This window comes from Shewanella pealeana ATCC 700345 (genome assembly GCF_000018285.1).
Classification (GTDB): domain Bacteria; phylum Pseudomonadota; class Gammaproteobacteria; order Enterobacterales; family Shewanellaceae; genus Shewanella; species Shewanella pealeana.
The window spans coordinates 4,192,627-4,210,969 of sequence record NC_009901.1 but is presented as its reverse complement, the minus strand read 5'-3'; the positions used below and the strand labels follow the sequence as shown (position 1 = coordinate 4,210,969).

15 protein-coding genes are annotated in these 18,343 nt (G+C 45.6%); 8 read left to right on the top strand and 7 right to left on the bottom strand.

Annotated elements, in window-relative coordinates:
* Positions 1–50: 50 nt before the first annotated feature.
* Positions 51–1,601: a nitric oxide reductase transcriptional regulator NorR gene (norR, locus tag SPEA_RS18130; protein ID WP_012156656.1), complete on the bottom strand. Its 1,551-nt coding sequence runs from the start codon at positions 1,599–1,601 to the stop codon at positions 51–53.
* A gap of 407 nt (positions 1,602–2,008) precedes the next feature.
* Here norR and SPEA_RS18125 point away from each other — a divergent pair, with 407 nt between their 5' ends.
* Together SPEA_RS18125 and SPEA_RS18120 are read left to right on the top strand one after the other, a co-directional pair.
* Positions 2,009–2,401, top strand: coding sequence for an SMI1/KNR4 family protein (locus SPEA_RS18125; protein WP_012156655.1), 393 nt, complete (start codon positions 2,009–2,011; stop codon positions 2,399–2,401).
* A gap of 203 nt (positions 2,402–2,604) precedes the next feature.
* Entirely contained in the window at positions 2,605–3,618 is a 1,014-nt protein-coding gene (locus SPEA_RS18120; protein ID WP_012156654.1) for a glycosyltransferase family 4 protein, read from the top strand.
* Positions 3,619–3,700: 82 nt separating this feature from the next.
* On the opposite strand, the gene SPEA_RS18115 is transcribed toward SPEA_RS18120, so the two are convergent.
* On the bottom strand, positions 3,701–4,357 hold the full coding sequence (locus tag SPEA_RS18115; protein ID WP_012156653.1) for a thiol:disulfide interchange protein DsbA/DsbL: 657 nt from the start codon (positions 4,355–4,357) through the stop codon (positions 3,701–3,703).
* A 478-nt stretch (positions 4,358–4,835) separates the two neighbouring features.
* Here SPEA_RS18115 and SPEA_RS18110 point away from each other — a divergent pair, with 478 nt between their 5' ends.
* Positions 4,836–5,666, top strand: a complete 831-nt coding sequence (locus tag SPEA_RS18110; RefSeq protein ID WP_012156652.1) for a hypothetical protein — start codon at positions 4,836–4,838, stop codon at positions 5,664–5,666.
* A 119-nt stretch (positions 5,667–5,785) separates the two neighbouring features.
* On the opposite strand, the gene SPEA_RS18105 is transcribed toward SPEA_RS18110, so the two are convergent.
* Both SPEA_RS18105 and SPEA_RS18100 read right to left on the bottom strand, forming a co-directional pair.
* A complete protein-coding gene (locus SPEA_RS18105; RefSeq protein ID WP_012156651.1) occupies positions 5,786–6,304 on the bottom strand; it encodes a hypothetical protein in 519 nt (172 codons plus the stop codon).
* A 56-nt stretch (positions 6,305–6,360) separates the two neighbouring features.
* A complete protein-coding gene (locus SPEA_RS18100; protein ID WP_012156650.1) occupies positions 6,361–7,113 on the bottom strand; it encodes a winged helix-turn-helix domain-containing protein in 753 nt (250 codons plus the stop codon).
* Between the two features lie 454 nt (positions 7,114–7,567).
* On the opposite strand from SPEA_RS18100, the gene SPEA_RS18095 reads away from it, so the two are divergent.
* A complete protein-coding gene (locus SPEA_RS18095) occupies positions 7,568–8,389 on the top strand; it encodes a cytochrome c3 family protein (protein WP_012156649.1) in 822 nt (273 codons plus the stop codon).
* Between the two features lie 10 nt (positions 8,390–8,399).
* Positions 8,400–8,936 (top strand): hypothetical protein, encoded by a 537-nt coding sequence (locus SPEA_RS18090; protein WP_012156648.1) that lies wholly within the window; start codon positions 8,400–8,402, stop codon positions 8,934–8,936.
* A gap of 214 nt (positions 8,937–9,150) precedes the next feature.
* Here SPEA_RS18090 and SPEA_RS18085 read toward each other — a convergent pair whose 3' ends face one another.
* A complete protein-coding gene (locus SPEA_RS18085; protein WP_012156647.1) occupies positions 9,151–10,428 on the bottom strand; it encodes a lipopolysaccharide biosynthesis protein in 1,278 nt (425 codons plus the stop codon).
* 232 nt (positions 10,429–10,660) lie between these two features.
* Between SPEA_RS18085 and SPEA_RS18080 the strand changes: the two genes are divergently transcribed.
* From SPEA_RS18080 to SPEA_RS18070, 3 genes are all read left to right on the top strand, one after another.
* Positions 10,661–11,260, top strand: a complete 600-nt coding sequence (locus SPEA_RS18080; protein WP_012156646.1) for a hypothetical protein — start codon at positions 10,661–10,663, stop codon at positions 11,258–11,260.
* 90 nt (positions 11,261–11,350) lie between these two features.
* Positions 11,351–12,229, top strand: a complete 879-nt coding sequence (locus SPEA_RS18075; RefSeq protein WP_012156645.1) for a 3'-5' exonuclease — start codon at positions 11,351–11,353, stop codon at positions 12,227–12,229.
* A 38-nt stretch (positions 12,230–12,267) separates the two neighbouring features.
* Positions 12,268–12,795 carry a DUF3465 domain-containing protein gene (locus SPEA_RS18070; protein WP_012156644.1) on the top strand — a complete coding sequence of 176 codons (528 nt, stop codon included), beginning with the start codon at positions 12,268–12,270 and terminating at the stop codon, positions 12,793–12,795.
* Between the two features lie 59 nt (positions 12,796–12,854).
* On the opposite strand, the gene SPEA_RS18065 is transcribed toward SPEA_RS18070, so the two are convergent.
* Together SPEA_RS18065 and SPEA_RS18060 are read right to left on the bottom strand one after the other, a co-directional pair.
* Positions 12,855–13,067, bottom strand: coding sequence for a ribosome alternative rescue factor ArfA (locus tag SPEA_RS18065; protein ID WP_012156643.1), 213 nt, complete (start codon positions 13,065–13,067; stop codon positions 12,855–12,857).
* Between the two features lie 261 nt (positions 13,068–13,328).
* Entirely contained in the window at positions 13,329–18,335 is a 5,007-nt protein-coding gene (locus SPEA_RS18060; RefSeq protein WP_041411619.1) for a S8 family serine peptidase, read from the bottom strand.
* Positions 18,336–18,343: the final 8 nt, after the last annotated feature.

The following is an 18,343-nucleotide window of genomic DNA, read 5'->3' as shown; positions in this document are numbered from 1 at the left end:
TGATGAATATTAATCGTTTCAATTCCTTTTAACCCTCTTTAACGTCCGAGTTATTTTATGCCGATGCGCTTTGCTAGGCGGTGTAGGTTGCCCGAGTCGACATCGAGTGCCCTTGCGGTTGCCGCCCAGTTATGGCCGTTGGCAGCTAATGCTTGGCGAATATATTGCGCCTGAAATGCTTCGGTTGCCAGCTTAAGAGTTTGCTCAGTCTTTGTTGACTGTAAGACTGATTTAGAGCCGATACTAGGGGGCACTGCTGCGATATTTTTTGCTTGTTGATTATAAAAATCAAAGTGCTGCGGCGTGATCAGTGCAATGTTAGATTGGGCTTGGGCGCGAGCTAACACCGCGGCGCGGTGCAATACATGTTCGAGTTCTCGCACATTACCGGGCCAGTCGTAACTGTTTAGCAATTTTATGCTATCTGGGCTGAGTCTAAGGCTCTTTAGACCCAATTTCCCTCTGCTGCGCTCGACGAAGAAACCGCTCAGTAAAATAATGTCACCTTCGCGCTCTTTTAGAGGCGGCACTATAACGGGAAATACACTGAGTCTGTGGTAAAGGTCGGCTCTAAAACGACCCGCTAACACTTCTTGTTTGAGATCTTTATTGGTAGCGGCAATGATCCGCACATCCACTTTTAGGCTTTTATCTGAGCCGACTTTTTGCAAGTCGCCATACTGTAATACTCGCAGCAATTTAGACTGTAATGACAGCGGTAACTCGCCTATTTCATCTAAAAATAGTGTGCCCTTATCGGCGATTTCAAACTTACCACTACGGTGGCTGATAGCGCCAGTAAAGGCCCCTTTTACATGACCGAACAGCTCACTTTCGGCGACAGATTCTGGTAATGCTGCGCAGTTAAGATAAACCAGAGACTTGCTTGAACGGGGAGAACCTTGGTGGATGGATTTAGCGACTAGCTCCTTACCGGTACCTGTATCACCTAAAATCAACACGTTAAGATCGGTGCTGGCCACTACCTTAAGCTCATTTTTCATCGCTAGCATGGCAGGTGATTGGCCAATCATTTCAACTTCACTGTCGCTGCTGTGATTAAATGATGATGGCTCTTGCGACTGCAGCGCCTGTTTTTCTAGCTTCTCAATAAGCAGGGCGTTATTCAGTGATGCCGAAGCGATAGCACTTAAGGTGCGTAGCTCTTTATCGCTAAAATCGTTGAACTGCTCAGGGTCGAAACCATCGATAGTGACCGCGCCGATAAGCGCGCCGTCAGCGACTAAAGGCAGACCAATACAGGCATGCACCATCAAATGATCTTCTTGATGAGGGATTAAACCATCATAAGGGTCGGGTAGTTCACTGTCGGCAGGAAATCTCACCACATCGCCAGCACGAGCAATGGCCTCGAGCCTTGGATGCTCGCTTAAGATAAAGCGCCTGCCTAGCACGTCGGGGCTCAAACCATCGATCGCCAGCGGCGTAAATTGTCGCCCAGTAAATTGCAGCAGCGCGGCGGCGTCACAGTGCAGAGTTTGCCTCACTGTATCGAGTAGCCTTGAGAATCTGTCATGGTCGGACAAGCCTGAAGTGATATCCAGTGCAATACGGGTAAGGTCGCTTTGACTCAGTGCCATGGGTGCTCCAATTTCAGGTTAAATCGTTAACCTTGTGCGAGTTTTCTAGTGCGCACATTCCAGTGTGCTGATTTCTAGTGCATGCATATAGGCTACTAGAGTGTGTCTTTTTAACAGTATTTAGGTCTGTGGCATCAATGTCAATTTTACACTTTGACTAGAGTGGGAGTTATGAAAAATATGCTAAATCATAAAGATGTAAGTGTGCGCTTGAGTATCAGTGGTAACAGGACAAGCAAAGTCTGTAAGCGCATTTTTGCCAAAGGAATCTTAAATTCAACTCTAAATTATCATCTAAGCTATTGTTATTAAATTGGTTTTAATTAATAATTTAGTAGCCATTTCCCAGCAGCGATCGGCAAAACGGGTGTGCCTCATATTAAAATGTTATAGCTTAGGAGATATAGGTGCCTTTTAACCTATCAGAAGTTCAGTTATCGAATACTGAATTAGAATTGGGCGCAAAACTGCCCCACGATTACCGAGAGGCTATGAAGGCTGATAACGGTGGTGAAGCTTCGACAGAAGAAGATGATTGGGAGTTATATCCAATAAAGGATACCTCAGATAGAAAGCGTCTAGTTCGCACCTGCAACCACATTATCGTTGAAACGTCTTCGTGTCGTGGCTTTGGGAGCTTCCCTGAGGGCGCTTTAGCAATAGCGGGAAATGGTCTCGGCGACCAAATGATTTTTCTGAGAGATAATGACAAATTCAGAGATATCGTTTACCTATGGCTTCACGAAACAGGGGAAGTTCAAGAGTTAGCCGATTCATTTCGAGGCATAGAGAAGCTATAGAAAAGTCATTTTATATCGCCCCTTAAAGCACCAAGGTAAAGATTAGAGGCTGCAAAGATTTGGCTGTTTCCTTTCTGCGTGGCCTTATGCCGATTTGCTGAAGCGGGTAGGAGCACTGAGTAAAACAATGCTTTCAAATGAGTTAGTTTTTCTTTAACTTAACTTGTATTAAGTAAAAGGAACTGATTAATTAAGGATTCACTTTGCAGCCAACCGTCATCCATCTTATTGATGATAACAAACTTGGTGGCGTCAACTTGGCGCTAGAGAGTCTGGCAGCCTCAAAGTTGAATCAACTCTTTAGGTTTAAGTTAATTCATAGACGTTTCTCATTCCCCTCCTTTAGACGTTACACCGCCGATATCATAGTGGTACACGGCGCACTTAGCTGGCGAAAGTTCCCGGCACTGTTGACGCTTAAACTCGCGAATTTTGGCACGCCGATTCTCTATCAAGAGCATCACTATAGCCGTGAGTTTGTGGCGCAATGTGTGGTTCATCCTAAACGCTTCTATAGCATGCTTAAGTTTGGCTACGGCTTGATGGATAAGGTGTTGCTGGTATCGCAAGCACAAGTGAATTGGTTAGATGAGCTTAAGATCCTCGCAACAGATAAAAGGGTATGCCTGGGTCAGGCAAAAGAGCTGGATAAGTTTAGACATTTACCGAGCAGAGCATGCTCTTCACCGCTTAAGCTGGTGGCTTGTGGGCGGTTAAGTCGGCAAAAGGGTTTCGATTTACTGATAAAGGCGATGGTAAAGTTACCCGCTGATAGGGTGAGCCTGACCTTAGCTGGAGAGGGTGAGGAGGCTAGTGCATTAAATGCTTTAGCCAGGCCACTTCCTCATGTACGTCTAATCGGTGAGGTGCAAGATGTCGCGCGATTTTTAGACTCTGGCGATGTGGTTATCATCCCTTCTCGGTGGGAGCCATTTGGTTTGACCTGTTTAGAAGCTATCGCGGCGGGTAAGCCTGTGATCTTGGCAAATGTAGATGGCTTGGGGGATCAAGTCGAGTGGCTCAAGCAGAAGGGCGGCGGATATCAGTTAATCGATGACTTATCAGTTGAGGGGATCGAAAGGGCTATCAACCGAGTGTTAGATGCTGAGCCGTTACGGATTAATTGCCAACAGCGCCAGTCGGCTGAGCAGGCATGGCAGCAGATGCTGAATAGCTGGCAGACAGTTTTAGAAAATCAGTTGCAACATCGTAGATAGTGACTGACTGTTAAGATAGGTTGTAAAGATCAAAAAAGGCGCTAATCAGCGCCTTTTTCTATTTCTCAAAATGGGTTTGAGGTTACTTGTGCTCTAGTGCTAAGTAGTTCATTAGGTCGATTAGTTCGCCTAGTGTACGGATAGAGCCCATGTTAATCGCGTACTTGTCGTTCACGATGAAAGCTGGAACGCTTTGTACTTGGAATTCACGTTGCTGTGTACGCCATAGTGCCAATTTCTCATTGGTTTCTTTGCTATCTGCAATCTTATCGTATTGAGCTGAGTCAACGCCGAACTTAGCAAATACTGCCTTGATGTCGTCACGGCTTTTTAGTGGCTCGTCATGCTTGTGGCCAGGTGCGCTGTGATCATGCTTTTCACCATTGTCGCCTTGGATTACTTTAAACATGGCGTCAGTTAGTGGCTTTTGATTATCTAAAGTTTGGATAACCGCAAGAGAGCGCATTACTTCAGTGTTAATTTCTGTGTTGGCAAAATCAACGTGCTTGCTGTCAAAAGTAACCTGCTTATTAAGGTTAGCTTTGATGTCAGCTAAGTACATTTTTTCCATGTTGAAACAGTTACCGCAGTAAAACGAGTAGAACTCAGTTAGTTTTGGCTCGCTGCTTGGTGCTTTATTTGAAACAACTGTGAAGTGCTTACCTTCAACAAATTGTGCGGCAAAGCTGCTCAGTGGAGCAACGGCAAGTGTTAACGCTAAAGCAATATGTTTAATCAAACTAGTGTCCTCTAGGTGACGTTAGTATAAGTAGTCAGGCGATAACGAATAATACAAATATTATTCATCCGTTACAGCAAATTATAATGTTGTTAAGAATAAGACCAGATGCTTAATTATGACTGAATTTGACGGCCAATACATGCCCTAGAGTGTGACCAATATGGTGATTTTAAGCGGAATCTGCAGTTTTCATTTTAAATTTTGCCAAGCTTCACAATCTGAGTGGAATTTTCGAATAAATAAGCATTTCAAGGGAACTAATTCGGTTTTTTAAGCGATACCTTTCGGGATAAGGGATTTAGGCAAAAAACAAACTCGAGTTAAAGCGGTAATTTTGAAGCTTTTAGCCAATTTGATGACTAAGATTAATCAGATGATCTTAATGAACAGTATAAGATTTTACTGTTACCTAATAATTAGTTATTGCTATTCAGTTGGTTATGTTTTTATCTCTAGCAGAGGTGGGGGGAGATAATTGAATTATCAATCAAAGCTATTCATTATTACGCTGGGGCTGTTAGCTTCTGGAGTGTCAACAAGTTCACTGGCGGCAGATTGGCGCATCGCAATCGGTGCTCATGACACCATAGTCGATCAGGCAGACTCTCAAACATTAGGTCTTCACGGCGGATTCTTTGTCGAGCATAGATCGCAGTGGGATCTGCTGTGGAAAGGTGAAGTCGATATCTTTATCGATGACGATAAAGATAAGCTCGACCCCGATCATATTCCTATCTGGTTTCAAAGTGCTTTTTCTGTCGATGGAAACTTGTATCGTTTCTCGGAACTGATGAACCTTCAGTGGCAAGTCAGCTTAAAGAGCAAGAGTAATACGGTGAGCTCGATAGAAAGGCAGGTGAAACTCTTTCCTGGCATAGTGGCGAGATTCGATAATGACAGTGTTTACGCAGGCTTTGAGGTCGCTGCTGGTTATTACATGTTAGAAATTGACGACGATGTGCCGAGGGATCGCGGCTATGATCGCGGTGATTTTCAAAATAAAACCGGGGCTTATTCAGTCGCATTCGATACTCGGTTGCCATTGGGGGATGGGGTCGATCTCTACGCCGGGGCGCAAACTTGGAATGATGGCAGCGATTGGTTGGAAAATAAGATATCTGGCGTAGTGAGTTTTCACTCAGACCGCTGGATTGAAGGCAGTGAAATTAAGCTGAGCGTGGAGCACAGCGAGTACAACCTCGACCCCTATGATAATAGAGATAAAACCTCACCTGATTATATGCCCATCTTACCTTGGGATAGAGATACCTTAGTCAGGATCTATGTGGACATGCCATGGGGTTAACCGGCCGTGAAGGCTAGTAGGTAAACGTGAATACTCAAAAGTGAGCAGAAAAGCCATGGAGTCCATGGTTTTTTATTCGCTAAAATACTTAGATATATCTCACTTGCTTCAGATTAGGCTTAATTGACTAAACGGCAACCACAAACCGTATTGCTGGGCTGAAACAAGACCACTGCAAAATCTTTATTTTCATCACGTTCTAATACTTGAACGCTCAAGTTATGCATCCCTTTCTTATTCAGGTTTAAGCTGCTGACATAGGAAAGATATTTATAGTGCTCCGGGGCTTGATTGAGTTCGGAGTGAGGATACTCCTGCTTAGTCTTGACTGAAATGTCGTAGAGCATGTTATCAAGGTCGACACTGTTTACTTGCCCCTGCATCGACACCGAGCCTGTCGAGTTGCCTTCTAAGTCGAAGTAGCGATAGTTTATCTGTGCCTGTCCATCTTTAGAAAATAGGTCGACCAACAGATAATGCTTACTGTCTTGATCGTCTTGCTGTCGATTAAACAGCTCTGAACTGCAGCTAAGCATAAAGCTTGGCTGTTTTGCGGTAAGCTTATATATCACTCCTACGCAAACCAGTAAAATCAGTAGCATAATGATGTTAATCGCCCAGCGCCATGTTCGGCTCATTATCAGTTCCTTGTGTACTCTGTTGTTATTCCAGCTCTGTGACCTAATGCATTTTTCTAGTCACAAATGTCCACACCTTGCAGCCATTGCTGATTAATAAACTGTTTAGGTTGGCGTAGGTCACTAATTTTTAAGTTGCGAATAATCGACTGGCCAAATTGCTCACCACGTAGAGTGACATTGAGGACTTGTTTATCGTGTGACAGAGATAGATAGACATTCTTCCAGCTGGTGAGTTTGCATTGGCTGAAGCTTTGCAACATGGTCTGCCCGAGTTCGGTCAATAAGCCATTATTGGTTTTGGAGTGGGCATAGAGAATAACCTTGACCGTATGGCCTGAGATTGTCTTAACCTTGTTGCTCTGCAAAGGGACTGGAGTCGATACAGATATGCGAGTGGAGTCATAAACTATCCAACCACAGCTGAAGATGACAAGTAAAACCACTGCTACCCCCGCCAATAACTTAGCTGAGAATCTGTTTATATCTGAACTCGAGTATTTTTCTTTGCGGCAGCGGTGATGTCGTAGCAGGTAGCCTTGGCCTTTTACTGTTTCTATGAGCGATTCATATTGTGGGCCGAGAAATGATCTCAGTGTAAACACGGCGCGAGTCACAGAGGAGTCACTCAGAGGGGCTTGCTCACCATCGCCTTTTTTCAATAACGGCTTAGCAACGACTTTGCCTTGATAGTCAATCAGCAGACATAAGACTTGAAATTCGGCTCTAGGCAGGTGCCAAACATCACCACTGTCTAGGTTTGTCAGCTCTTGTTTATCAATATCAAATCTGCAATGCCCCAGTTGCATCTTCGTCGCCTCATTAGAACCATCTATAGAGTGAGTCTATGAACTTAAACTAATGAAGTCTGTGATCCTGATGCTTAAGTTCTGCCGTCGTGGCAATTTTGAGTGCTATGCCGGTGTGAGTATGGATAAATGAGACGTTAGTCACACTCATTCATACAATTAATTAACCTACTGAAACATAAATATTAGCGCAAATGCCCAATAATAATGTGACATCGTTCATGAAAACATGAGGTTTGTCGGTCTCTGAGGCAGTAATCTTGACTAAGGCTAGCAGTAATTATCGGCATTTTTATACTCCCGCTTCATTCGCTTTAAATCACACTTTTATTTTTCATACTTCTTAAAGTTAACCCATCGAGTCGTTATCCAAAATTTGAACTCGTTTACTAACCGTAATAGGTCATAAGGCTTATGACCAAAATAAAATAATGATGGATATAGGGTGATTATTATGAGTATTGATAGACGTCAGGCGTTAACTAAAATTATCGGATTAAGCACAGCCGCTGCGGGTGCCGCTTTGGTGGGAACCTCAGCCTTTGCTGCCACAGATGCAGACGGAAACTACCGTTTAGAGATGGGAGAGACACTCAAGTATGTGCCACTCGATGCAATGGCGACAGCCAAGCTTGCCTATGAAACGGGTGGTGGTTGTATGCACCAAGTATTCCATTCGATTGTGACTATGTTAGCGCAATCAAATAGCGTCGATGCCGAGAAGTTTGCCACTATTCCAACAGCGCTTGCGGGTTATGGCTGGGCAGGTATCGTTGGTCAAGGCACCATCTGCGGTAACCTAAATGCGGCGGGTATGTTGATCAATATTCTCGATGATATCAATGGTCAAAATGATGCTGTAATTGGCGCAACATTTCGTTATTACGAAACTGAAGACTTGCCACTTTCATCTGATGAATTTGTCGCTGGTATCGGCTCTACTGCTGAAAAGAGCCTTGAAGTGGGCGCCACATCTATTGCCAATAGCCCGCTTTGTCACTCCTCAATCAGTAATTGGTCTGCCGCTTCGGGTAAGGTGTTTAAGGAAAAAGGTGAACGCTGTAAGCGCCTGTCTGCCAGTTTGGCCTATCACATCGTAGAGCTACTCAACCGTGCGCACGGTGGTGAAGATATTTCTCTTCTACCTGAGGCTAAGCCTTCAGCTGAGGCGCAGGCTTGTCAGTCTTGTCATGGTGTAACTGAAACCATGGGGCCTGCTGCTAGCGTGAAGACAGATATGGAGTGTACTACTTGTCATACAGGTCACTTTAACTAAGGAGTAAGCTATGAAGGTCAAATTACTGAGCGCCATGTTGGCAAGCTCAATGCTCCTACTTGGTTGTGGCAGCGATGATGACAACAACGATGTAACTGAGCCGCCAGTGGTAGTGCCGCCTCCAGTTGAAGAGGTGATCGACATCGATGAGGCAAGCACCATAGCGATGAGTTTAGACAGTGTCGATGCCGCTACAGGAGCGTTAACCTTTAGCCTTAAAGATGGTGATAATAAAGCCATTACCAAGGCGACCGATTACGATATCTTCTATTTTGGTTATCCGGACCCCGCTTCACCTTCGACTAAGGCAAAGGCTTGGAAACGCTGGCATGTGACCCAAGGCTATAAGTGTGACACTAGTACTGATGAAGAGTGTGTAGGGATCTTGACTGAGACGGCGACTAAGGGGCAATACACCTTCGATGCAATCGATCTCGATCTAGAAGGTAAGGCTGCAGCTGGAGCGGTTGCTTTATATAAAGTAGCTATTCAGATCCATGGGGCGCAGGCTAGCAATGAGATAGAGCTTATTGCCGCCGAAGAGTAATACGCAGCCGTATGAGTTTTCATTATTAGAAACCAGCTTAGATAAGTATAAGCACCCTGCCTAACCTCAATCTATGCAGGAGGGCTTGTTCCCTAGATTGAGTTAAGCCTTCAAAGCCGTAACATCCTCTGAGTTACGGCTCTTTTTGTTTTCAGTCTTAAAGCTCCCAACTCAGTAAGTCGATGCCTCACTCTTTACTTAATCGATTGGTGATTCAGCTTACTTCTTGAGTTTGATTGAGCTTGTGCTGCTTAAGCAAACGTCTCTCTATAATGCTTGAGGCGATAAACATACTGAAGTAACCACAACCTAAGGCTAAGATCACCGCAACCACATTGTCGGTGTGTAATCTTAGCAGGTAAAACATGATCAAGAGTGTCACCACACCAAGTAGACGGATCAACAAACTCTGCAAGAATAAACCATGGGATTTGATATAGGCAATCTGATAGGCATTGAGCATCATAAAGCCAAAAAAGAGGCCGAAGTGCAGCAGAATAGGCGCGGCCTTTGCGTATGTTTCTGGGAAGACTAAATCGACTAGCTCATGGCGAAACATAAGTAAGCTAATGAGCAATACCGAGCTGATTGTCAGGCTTAGCTTGATAAACCAACGCCTTATCAGTGCTATCTGCTGATGATCTTTATTGCGGATGCACTGAGCCAGCTCAGGTAAAATATAACGATATACCGGGAAAACAAACAACATGGTTAAGTAGGCAATCATCGGCCGAACCACCACCTGAAAGTCACCGAGTTCATCTATAGTGAAGTAGCCAATCGTCAGTAATACAGTGATGTAGACCATCAAAATACTGGCCCCCACCTCGAGTGATGACATCACGCTCTTTTTGACAAAGTTTTTCATATCAGGATTGAGTTGAACCGGCGCTAAAGGCGTGGTGGCAATCAGCTTCCTGCGCTGGATAAACATATAGGCGGCAGCGGCCAAGTTCGACAGCATTAAGCTGAAAAAGAGTGAGGCGGTAGGGGTCTGCGCTAACAGGTAGTAGCAAACAAGAAACAGTATTATCTGTACTAATGGCTCTATCCAGATACTCTTATTGGCGATGTCGTACAGGCGATACATTCCAATCTGGTTGGTAAAGTAAACCTTAAAGCCCATCCCGAGAATAATGCCTACCAACTGAATATATTCAACATCGATATTAAGCTGATGCTTGATGTAGGGCAGGACTAATCCCCAAGTAAACAGCACCATAATAATCAAGGAGTAACGGAAGATATTGGTAATATCTCTATCGTTCTTGGTCTGTGAAAAGCTCACTACCATGGAGGCGCGAAAGCCACTGAGAAGAATAAGAGACATGGAAATAATATCCACGACAGTGTGGTAGAGAGCTAAGTCACTTTTTTCGACCCACTGGGCTAACCAGATCTTAAACGCTAAGCCCAGAGACACGCTGGCGAGCGTTGCCCAGATAGCATTAATAAAGGCGCTTTTAGCGCGTTCGAAAGAAGACTCTGTCATGATTTATCTTTACTCGATAGAAGGCTGCATGTTCCATGGCGGTAAATACTAACCATTAACCGCCTATGAGTCAGTTCTGTTGCTGAAAGCTGTGATGCAGATGTAATCTATCGATAGCATGGGCAGGTCCCAAGAGATGAGTAAAACTATTGCTTGTCACAATGAGTCTTGTTTACTCTTAGTCATTATCTTGAAATATACCTGTTAGGTATAAACGGTTTACGGAGCCCACATGGCGCTATGTCTAAATGTGTTGTCATTACCAGATGAGCACATTCAATTTTTAAAGCACGAGCCGCAAACCCTGCAAGATTACCTGTTAGGGCAAATACCGACAGTTCAAACGTTTGCCGCGGCTAAGCCGCAACCTCTACTTGTACAGTTTGTTCGGCTTTTGAGTGGGGCTAAAAAGCCTACTCTGCCTCTAGATTGGCCAAGTACGGAGATGGAGATGATTGGCCCTGATGTGAACCATAGAAATGTCGACCTTTACCATTACATCCTCAACAATACCGAAGCGCGGGTGAAAGGGGCTGGCAGCTTGTTTCAAACCTGGCTCGATATCAACAATCACGATGCCATCAAAATGGATGCCGATAATGAGTCTTTTGCCTTTCAAAGTCTGATGCTCCCTGAGCTATCGGCCCTGCTAGCAAGGCTAGATGAGCAGACTGTTAGAGATAGGTTTAATGCTTGGCTACTTGAACATAATCCCGATTACCTGCCCAGAGAAGATGAATACCTTGAGATGACTCAAGGTTGGCAAGGCTTTTATACCAAGGTGAGTGAAGCTGAGAGACAGGGGTTTGGTTTGCTGTGGGTCACCCAGTAATTGTTTGATTTAACTGCATTCAAGTGCTTGGCATATCTAAGCACTCACTAGTTCTATAAACTAGCAAAACAACAGATATAGAGTATATCGATGAGCCTATTTAAATTTGGTCTATCCCCAGACAAGTCTGCCACCATTCGCCGTGAGTTAGGTCGTGATGCCGATGGCTACTTTGAGGCGATGCAGGTGGCCGAGAAAGCCTTTTTTAGCTCGATTATCACAGCGGATAATCGACTCAAACTCGACTGGTTACAGCTACGCACAGACTTGAACACCCGTGTTGACGATAGAGAGTTATCTCGATTAAGAGATTTCAATGTTGAGTTGACTCAAAATGTGTCGGCCAAGCTGAACGGTCAGATTCGGCAGGTTATCGTGGTCACGCCGGATTCTCTGACCGCGGCTGTTGCCGATATTGAGGCGCAAACTTGCATCGGCTTCGATACTGAGACCGCAGCAACCTTTGAGAAGGGGCGGCGTAATCCTAATCCTATCTCGTTGATCCAAATTGCGACGCCTACACACAGCTACCTGTTTCGTATGCAGGGTGAGAATATCGTTCCGTTTATGGCTGCATTAGCGCCAATTTTGAGTGGCGATAAATTGCTGAAAGTGGGTATAGGCCTTAGGAGCGATCTTAATGCCATGAAGCGAGACTTTGAGATAAGTGTTAACTCTATGCTGGATCTTAACTGGTTGATGAACCAACTCGGTGCGCCCAAGCAACTGGGCACTCAACAGATGGCTGCCACTGTATTAGCCCTAAAGCTACCCAAGAGTAAAAAGGTCACCCTGTCTAACTGGGCTAAACCGTTAGCCGAGCCCTTGAGTGAGCTTCAGTTACAATATGCTGCGGCCGATGCCTTTGTGGCGCTAGATATTTTGTACGGATTACTCGAGCAGTTAAGGCCCTATAGGGCGCTGTGGCCATTACCCTTGCAGCAACGCTTAACAGACTTGTTTGAGTAACAGAGGGGATTTATTCCCTCATTATAGGATTTGACGCTATGTCGAAGAGAGAACCCGTGAAGCAGAATAGAGACGCGAACCCGATTAAGGGCATTTTATACCGAATTGCTATCATGCTGGTGGTACTGGCGATTGCAAGCTTTGCCTATGACCGATTTGTTACAAACGGAATTGGGTTGCAAGCTGCGCAGATAACTGGCCCTGCGGGAGCGTTATCAGAGGAGATTAATACTGGATCGCTAAGATTACAGCGTGCCTTTGAACAGGGACAAAGTAACCTACAAGTGCAAAGTGTTGGTGTGGTGAGTAAAGTGCTCGCGGATGATAATCAAGGCAGCCGTCATCAACGGTTTATTCTGCAATTGCCCCACGGTCAGACAATTCTTATTGCTCATAATATAGATCTCGCGCCGAGAATTCATAACTTATCTGTTGGCGATAGTGTTGAGTTTTACGGCGAATACGAGTGGAACAATCGTGGCGGTGTAGTGCATTGGACCCATCATGATCCTAGAGGGCATCATATTGGTGGCTGGCTTAAACATAATGGCCAAACTTATCAATAATCTTGAGTGCATTGATGTTTGAAAGGGATGGCTGAAGCGATATTGAACCTGATGACAATTTAGGCGAGTACCAGATAGTCAAAAGGGGCAAAGCCCTTCAGCTTTTGCCCCTTGTGTTGTTTGCGGTTATATGACCCTTTGCCCTTTTTCGGTTTCTCAGTACGTGTACTAAATAAGCGACTGGTAACGATAGCCTTTAAGGCATTATCTTTAATTACTCCGCGGCCACTTTCGTGCTCAAGCACCTGTGTTCGCTTTTGATGTTTAGCCATCAATACTCCTATTTTTTCTTTATCAAGCTGTGATTTTGGTATGTACCGCCATTATTGCCCCTGTATCTCAAGTGAATACTCGCGCCATAAACGACGCGCAATTATACGCGACTTTATGTCGGTGTGTACATATTTTGACCGCCACTATTGTGAATCTAGTAAAGGGGGGAGCTTTGAGGAGGGCTGATAAATAAAGGCCTGCCATAAATAAAGGCCTTCAGGTGAAGGCCTTTATACTGGAACCGTTGACGTCAGAAGCTTTTATTTAGCAGAGCCAAGTTTACGGCGACTTAGGCTCATTAAGCCTAGTGCGAGCAGACCTAACCATCCAAGGCTACCACCTGAGTCAGACTCTGGCGCAGGAGCGGGCTCCTCAGTTACCGGCGGCGGTGTTGGCTCTACGCCGTCAGAGGTAACCGTCAGCATAAAGCTTTGAGAGGCTGCATCATTAGGGAAGAGATTATCAGACACAGTAACAGTGACCATGGTTTCTCCCCAGAAGTCTGCATTAGGCGTGATATCAAAGGTTGAGCCTGACGTATGGCCATTGACCTGTGCCGTAATATTCTCACCCGTTACAGTAATGGTATTGGCCGACAGTCCACCATCGTTATCCGCATAGCTCACTACAATGCCCTCTAGGCTTGTATTCTCTGGGACAACTTTATCACTAATGGCTGACATGATGATGTTAGAGGCAACAGCGATAACCTGCTGACTATTGGCATCGGAGATCCCTTCGACTTCGCCAGTCACTGTTACCGTTTGGTCTATGCCTAATGAATCATGGGTGACTTCAGCCTGCATATTAACCACCACGATGCTGTCGCTAGGACCACTGATGTCATAACAGACAACTAAATCACTTGAGACCTTATCGGTCAGATCGTTATAGGCGTAACTCTGGCCTGTATGGCCTTTAAGAGGACCATAGGTACCACGAGGACCATTGTAACCACGAACACCGATAGAACCTTCACCCGCTTCGCCAGCAAAGTCGATGTTGGCATAGGCCATCACTATCTCATATCCGCCAGGTTTATGGCTGGTATTCGCTTTTAGGAATACCTGGAAGTCGTAGCTATCCTCACGTGGTGTAATAATCGTGTTCCAGTTTTCATCCCAGCTCTTATCGTGTGTGGCAGCTTTATTCCATTCGATAATGGTGTAGTCATCGGCATAAGCGAGAGTAACACCCTTACTTTCACTTGGGTTCCAGTTGGGTTCATACATGGCGAGGTTCCACTTCTGATCAATAAAGATATCGCCTGCTGCATCTTTACCTCCCCAAAATGGTGCTACGATGAAATCCGGTGGCGTAGCGTAATCGTTAGTAGGTAACTCTAGGTACATATCCATAGGAATATAGTCCCAAGGGTTATAGTTCCAAACATCCAGCTGTAGCCAACCTTTAGAGCTTAGAATAATACTGTCGGTAGTGAAGTAATCGGCATTATCAAACGGTGCCAATGTTCCAGCCATCAATGGGATCTCAGTATCGTGAACCCAGTTGCCCCAGCCCCACTCATTGACGTCATAGAAGCTTCCCCAAGTCACGTCAAACCCAAACCTTGCTAAGTCTACATAGCCACCATCGATAGGTGTACCGTCTGGGTAATTAAAATCGAGAGGAGTTCGACACATTGCATCTTCAAGGTTAGTGGTAACCTTGTAGTTGGTTTCTTTAGCTGCAGTATTCAGTTGAGTTCTCAATAGAGAGAAGCCGTTTTCGGTTTCGGTCACCCCTTCAACGGAAGTGATGGAACCCGGTACTAGCTTTAAGCCATCAGATAACACAGCTGATAGTTCAACTTCTCTGTCACTGCCCGATAGATTCGGCTGTACGGTAACGCTAATGTCGATGATATCGCCAACACGAGCGGCGTCTTGAGAGCTTTCGACCGAGACACTATTTACTCCGCGAGTAATATTAAGAGGCACCATGGCAAGAGAGCCTTCAGCATTATCGCCTGCAGAAATAGCGGCTGCAGAGTAGTAACGCTTACCCTGTTCCATCTCCATGTTCCAGTCGATAGTCAGGTTAGAGTTACGCTCACTCGTGTCCTCAAAGTTAAGACTGATAGAGGATGTTTGCTCTTTGGGAATGACCACATGAGCCATCTCAATCGTATCAACGTTTTCCCAAGGGAATAGTGGGTAAGCGCTCATCACCATGATGGTATATTCACCTGCCTCAGGGTTTTCTAACGCACAATATTCGCCCTTAGTCGTTTGTCCACGCATAGAGGCACAAATGGCTTCAGACTGGTGTAGGCGGCCATCGTTATTGAAGTCTTTAAAGATGTAGATACTGGAATCAAGGTATTGATTGAGGGCATGATCTATCTCTGAACTCACTCGACCCAGTAGTTCGGCTCTAAATACGGCGCTGTTCTCTGGTACCGTTACATCAAAAGTCTTGATATTAGGCTGGCTTGTATCCCAATAGAACTCATCATCCATCATAGAGATCCCAAACTGCATTCTAGAGAGGCTGAACTCAGTCGTCGTTGCCTCAACCGGAGTATATGCAACGCCAGTTAAGCTGGATCCCGGTGCGCCAAAAGGTACATCGGCAATCACATGCTTAGACTCATCATCATGGGCGGTGATGTTGATCGTGTTGGGCAGGGTTTTGCCTTTATAGGTGGTCAAGAAAGGCCAATGAGCACTCGGGATCTTGGTATCACTCGACACAAACTCAATCGAACCCGCAGCCGTCTGTACTGTGCCATCGTACCAAGCCATATCAGACTCTTTAAACAGACTGGTTACCGTTAAATCTATGGTTTCACCCGCTTTTAGGGTGAAGGTTGATGGTGTCACCGATACTTTGGCGGTAGGGTCTAAGGTGAAATTCCAGTAGAGAGGATCTCTATCGGAGTAGTTGGTGTTAACGGTCCAAGTACCATCTTGAGTTGCTTTAACCGTACGGATCCAGCTACAACTTAGGCCACAATCCTTATTGATTAATTGTGGAAGATTAAGCTCTCGAACCTGACCACCATTTTGTGGATTAGCTCGGCGGAAGTTAACTGCAGACTCATCCATGATAAGGCCTGCATTGATCGCTCGCTCGATATTAGCTAAACCGTGACCTGCACGATACGGCCCCGCCACTTCGACTTTTTGATCAAGAGGGTGATGGGTCTTTATTGCCTGACTATCAGCTGTCATCTGTAGTGCCGATTGCACCTCTGATGCGGACCAGCTAGGGTTTGCTTGACGAACTAAGGCCATAATGCCCGCAATATGTGGGCTGGCCATCGAAGTTCCGCTGATGCTGTTGTAGTTACGAGTATCAGCTTGAGGGTTCAATGGGTTTTCATCATTCCAGGCGGCAAAAATATCGACGCCAGGGGCCGCAATACCCGGAGAGAAGATCTCATCGACAGTACTCGATGGACCCCGTGAGGAGAAACTGGCTAACCAGTCTGCATCTTCGGGAGTAATGACACGGTTCGCATTTGAAGCAGTGATCGTTCCTTCAAGACCTGTACCCGACGCCAGCCAAGGCTGAAGGCCCGTTACCTGCCAGTTTCCGTACCATTGTTTGGCCGAAATATGGATCCCGGGGATCACATAGGTATCATTGACGACACTGTCACCTTCATCCCATGTGTTATAGAGAACAAACGCACCAGCGCCACCTGCTGCAGCGTTTGCGGCCTTATCAACTCGGGCAATGTCGCCACGTTCACAGATGACGATATGTGTAGGTTCAAATGTGCCGGCAGGGAAAGGGCTATTACAGCGAGCATCACCATAATCCGCAGCAATAACAAATTCACCGCTGAAGGCCTTTGAGATCCCTGCAGCCTCTATTCTTGAGGGCATAAGTGAGGCATCGCCCCCCACAAAACTATCTAGGGCTTTGTCTTCGATAACGATAGAGCGAGCATGGGTCGTGGCTGCCACATTAAGCACCCAAGGGGAGGTGTGATCGACTGTATATAGAGAGTCTGTGCCGTAAGCGGCACCAGAGTTACCTGCAGACAGAGCTACAGCAACACCTGCTTCTCGGGCCGATAAGAAAGCCATTTCAAAAGCGTCATCCCAAGGAAAACTTTCAGAGCCACCAATCGACATGTTAATGACATCGACGCCGTCTTTGATAGCTTGCTCAATGGCAAATAGCATAGCGTCACCAGAACAGCCTCCGCTTACCATACAGACTTGATAAGAGATGATATTAGCGCGAGGAGCAACGCCGGATATTTTTGGCATCTGAACCCCAATAGGCTTACCCTCACCACCGCCTAATTGAGAGCCTACAACATCAACATCATAGAGGATGTTACCTGCGACAGTACTGGCAACGTGGCTACCATGGCCTTGGAAGTCTTCACCAAAATCAGGTGCTAGCTTATTACCCCATTCATCGCTGTATTCGGCGGTAATGTCTTTGTGGGTGTAGACCCCAATGAGCTTGTCATTACAGCGGTTAGCAAACTCTTCTAAGGCACAATCACCTAAGTAGTTACCTTGGCCGAGAGGGTTGGTATGGGCATGGCCATCACCATCGACTGCCGCAAATGAGGGGTGATCGGTATTGATGCCTGTATCTATGATGCCGACGATCATGCCTTCACCAAGATAAGCGTTACCATCGCTGGTTTTGGTGCCATCCCATACACCGCTTGCACCTACGTGCTCAGGGCCTATATCGGTATGTAATTGATAGATTTTAGATCGCTGAACATAAGCGACTTCAGACATGCTAGCGACTTGTAGAGCTTCTGCTTGCGTCATTTCAACGGTGACGGCATTCGCCGCCAGCGTGAATTGTTGTTTTACCTCAACGCCAGATTTTTGGATAAAGTCTTGCTGTTTATTTAACAGATGGTTGGTGTAAGCATCGATGGCTGCGCCACGGCCTTCGGTTGGCTGGCCTGCACGAAAGAGTTTCTTACTCTGAGAGTTCAGCGTTGATTTCGTGGCTTGCAATCCAGGAATTTCACCTTCATAGGTTGCCACAGAACTGCCGTGTAGGCGCACGATATAGGTGTGTTGTCCGACGAGATCTTTCTCTATTTGAATTTTGTCTTTGGCCTGTTTGGGGGTGAAGTGGATATTACTCATGTCACCGCGTCTTAGTGGCTTTATAGGTAATTCGCTGCTCTTGGCCTTTGCTTCTTGTTGAGCCTGGTATAGCTCCATGATGTTGATAGATTTTATGCGCTCAGCATCGAATGCTTGAGCACTCGACATAGCTAACGCTCCATAGATGGTACTACTTATTGCGATAGAAATAGTATTTAACTTCACAGTCAATC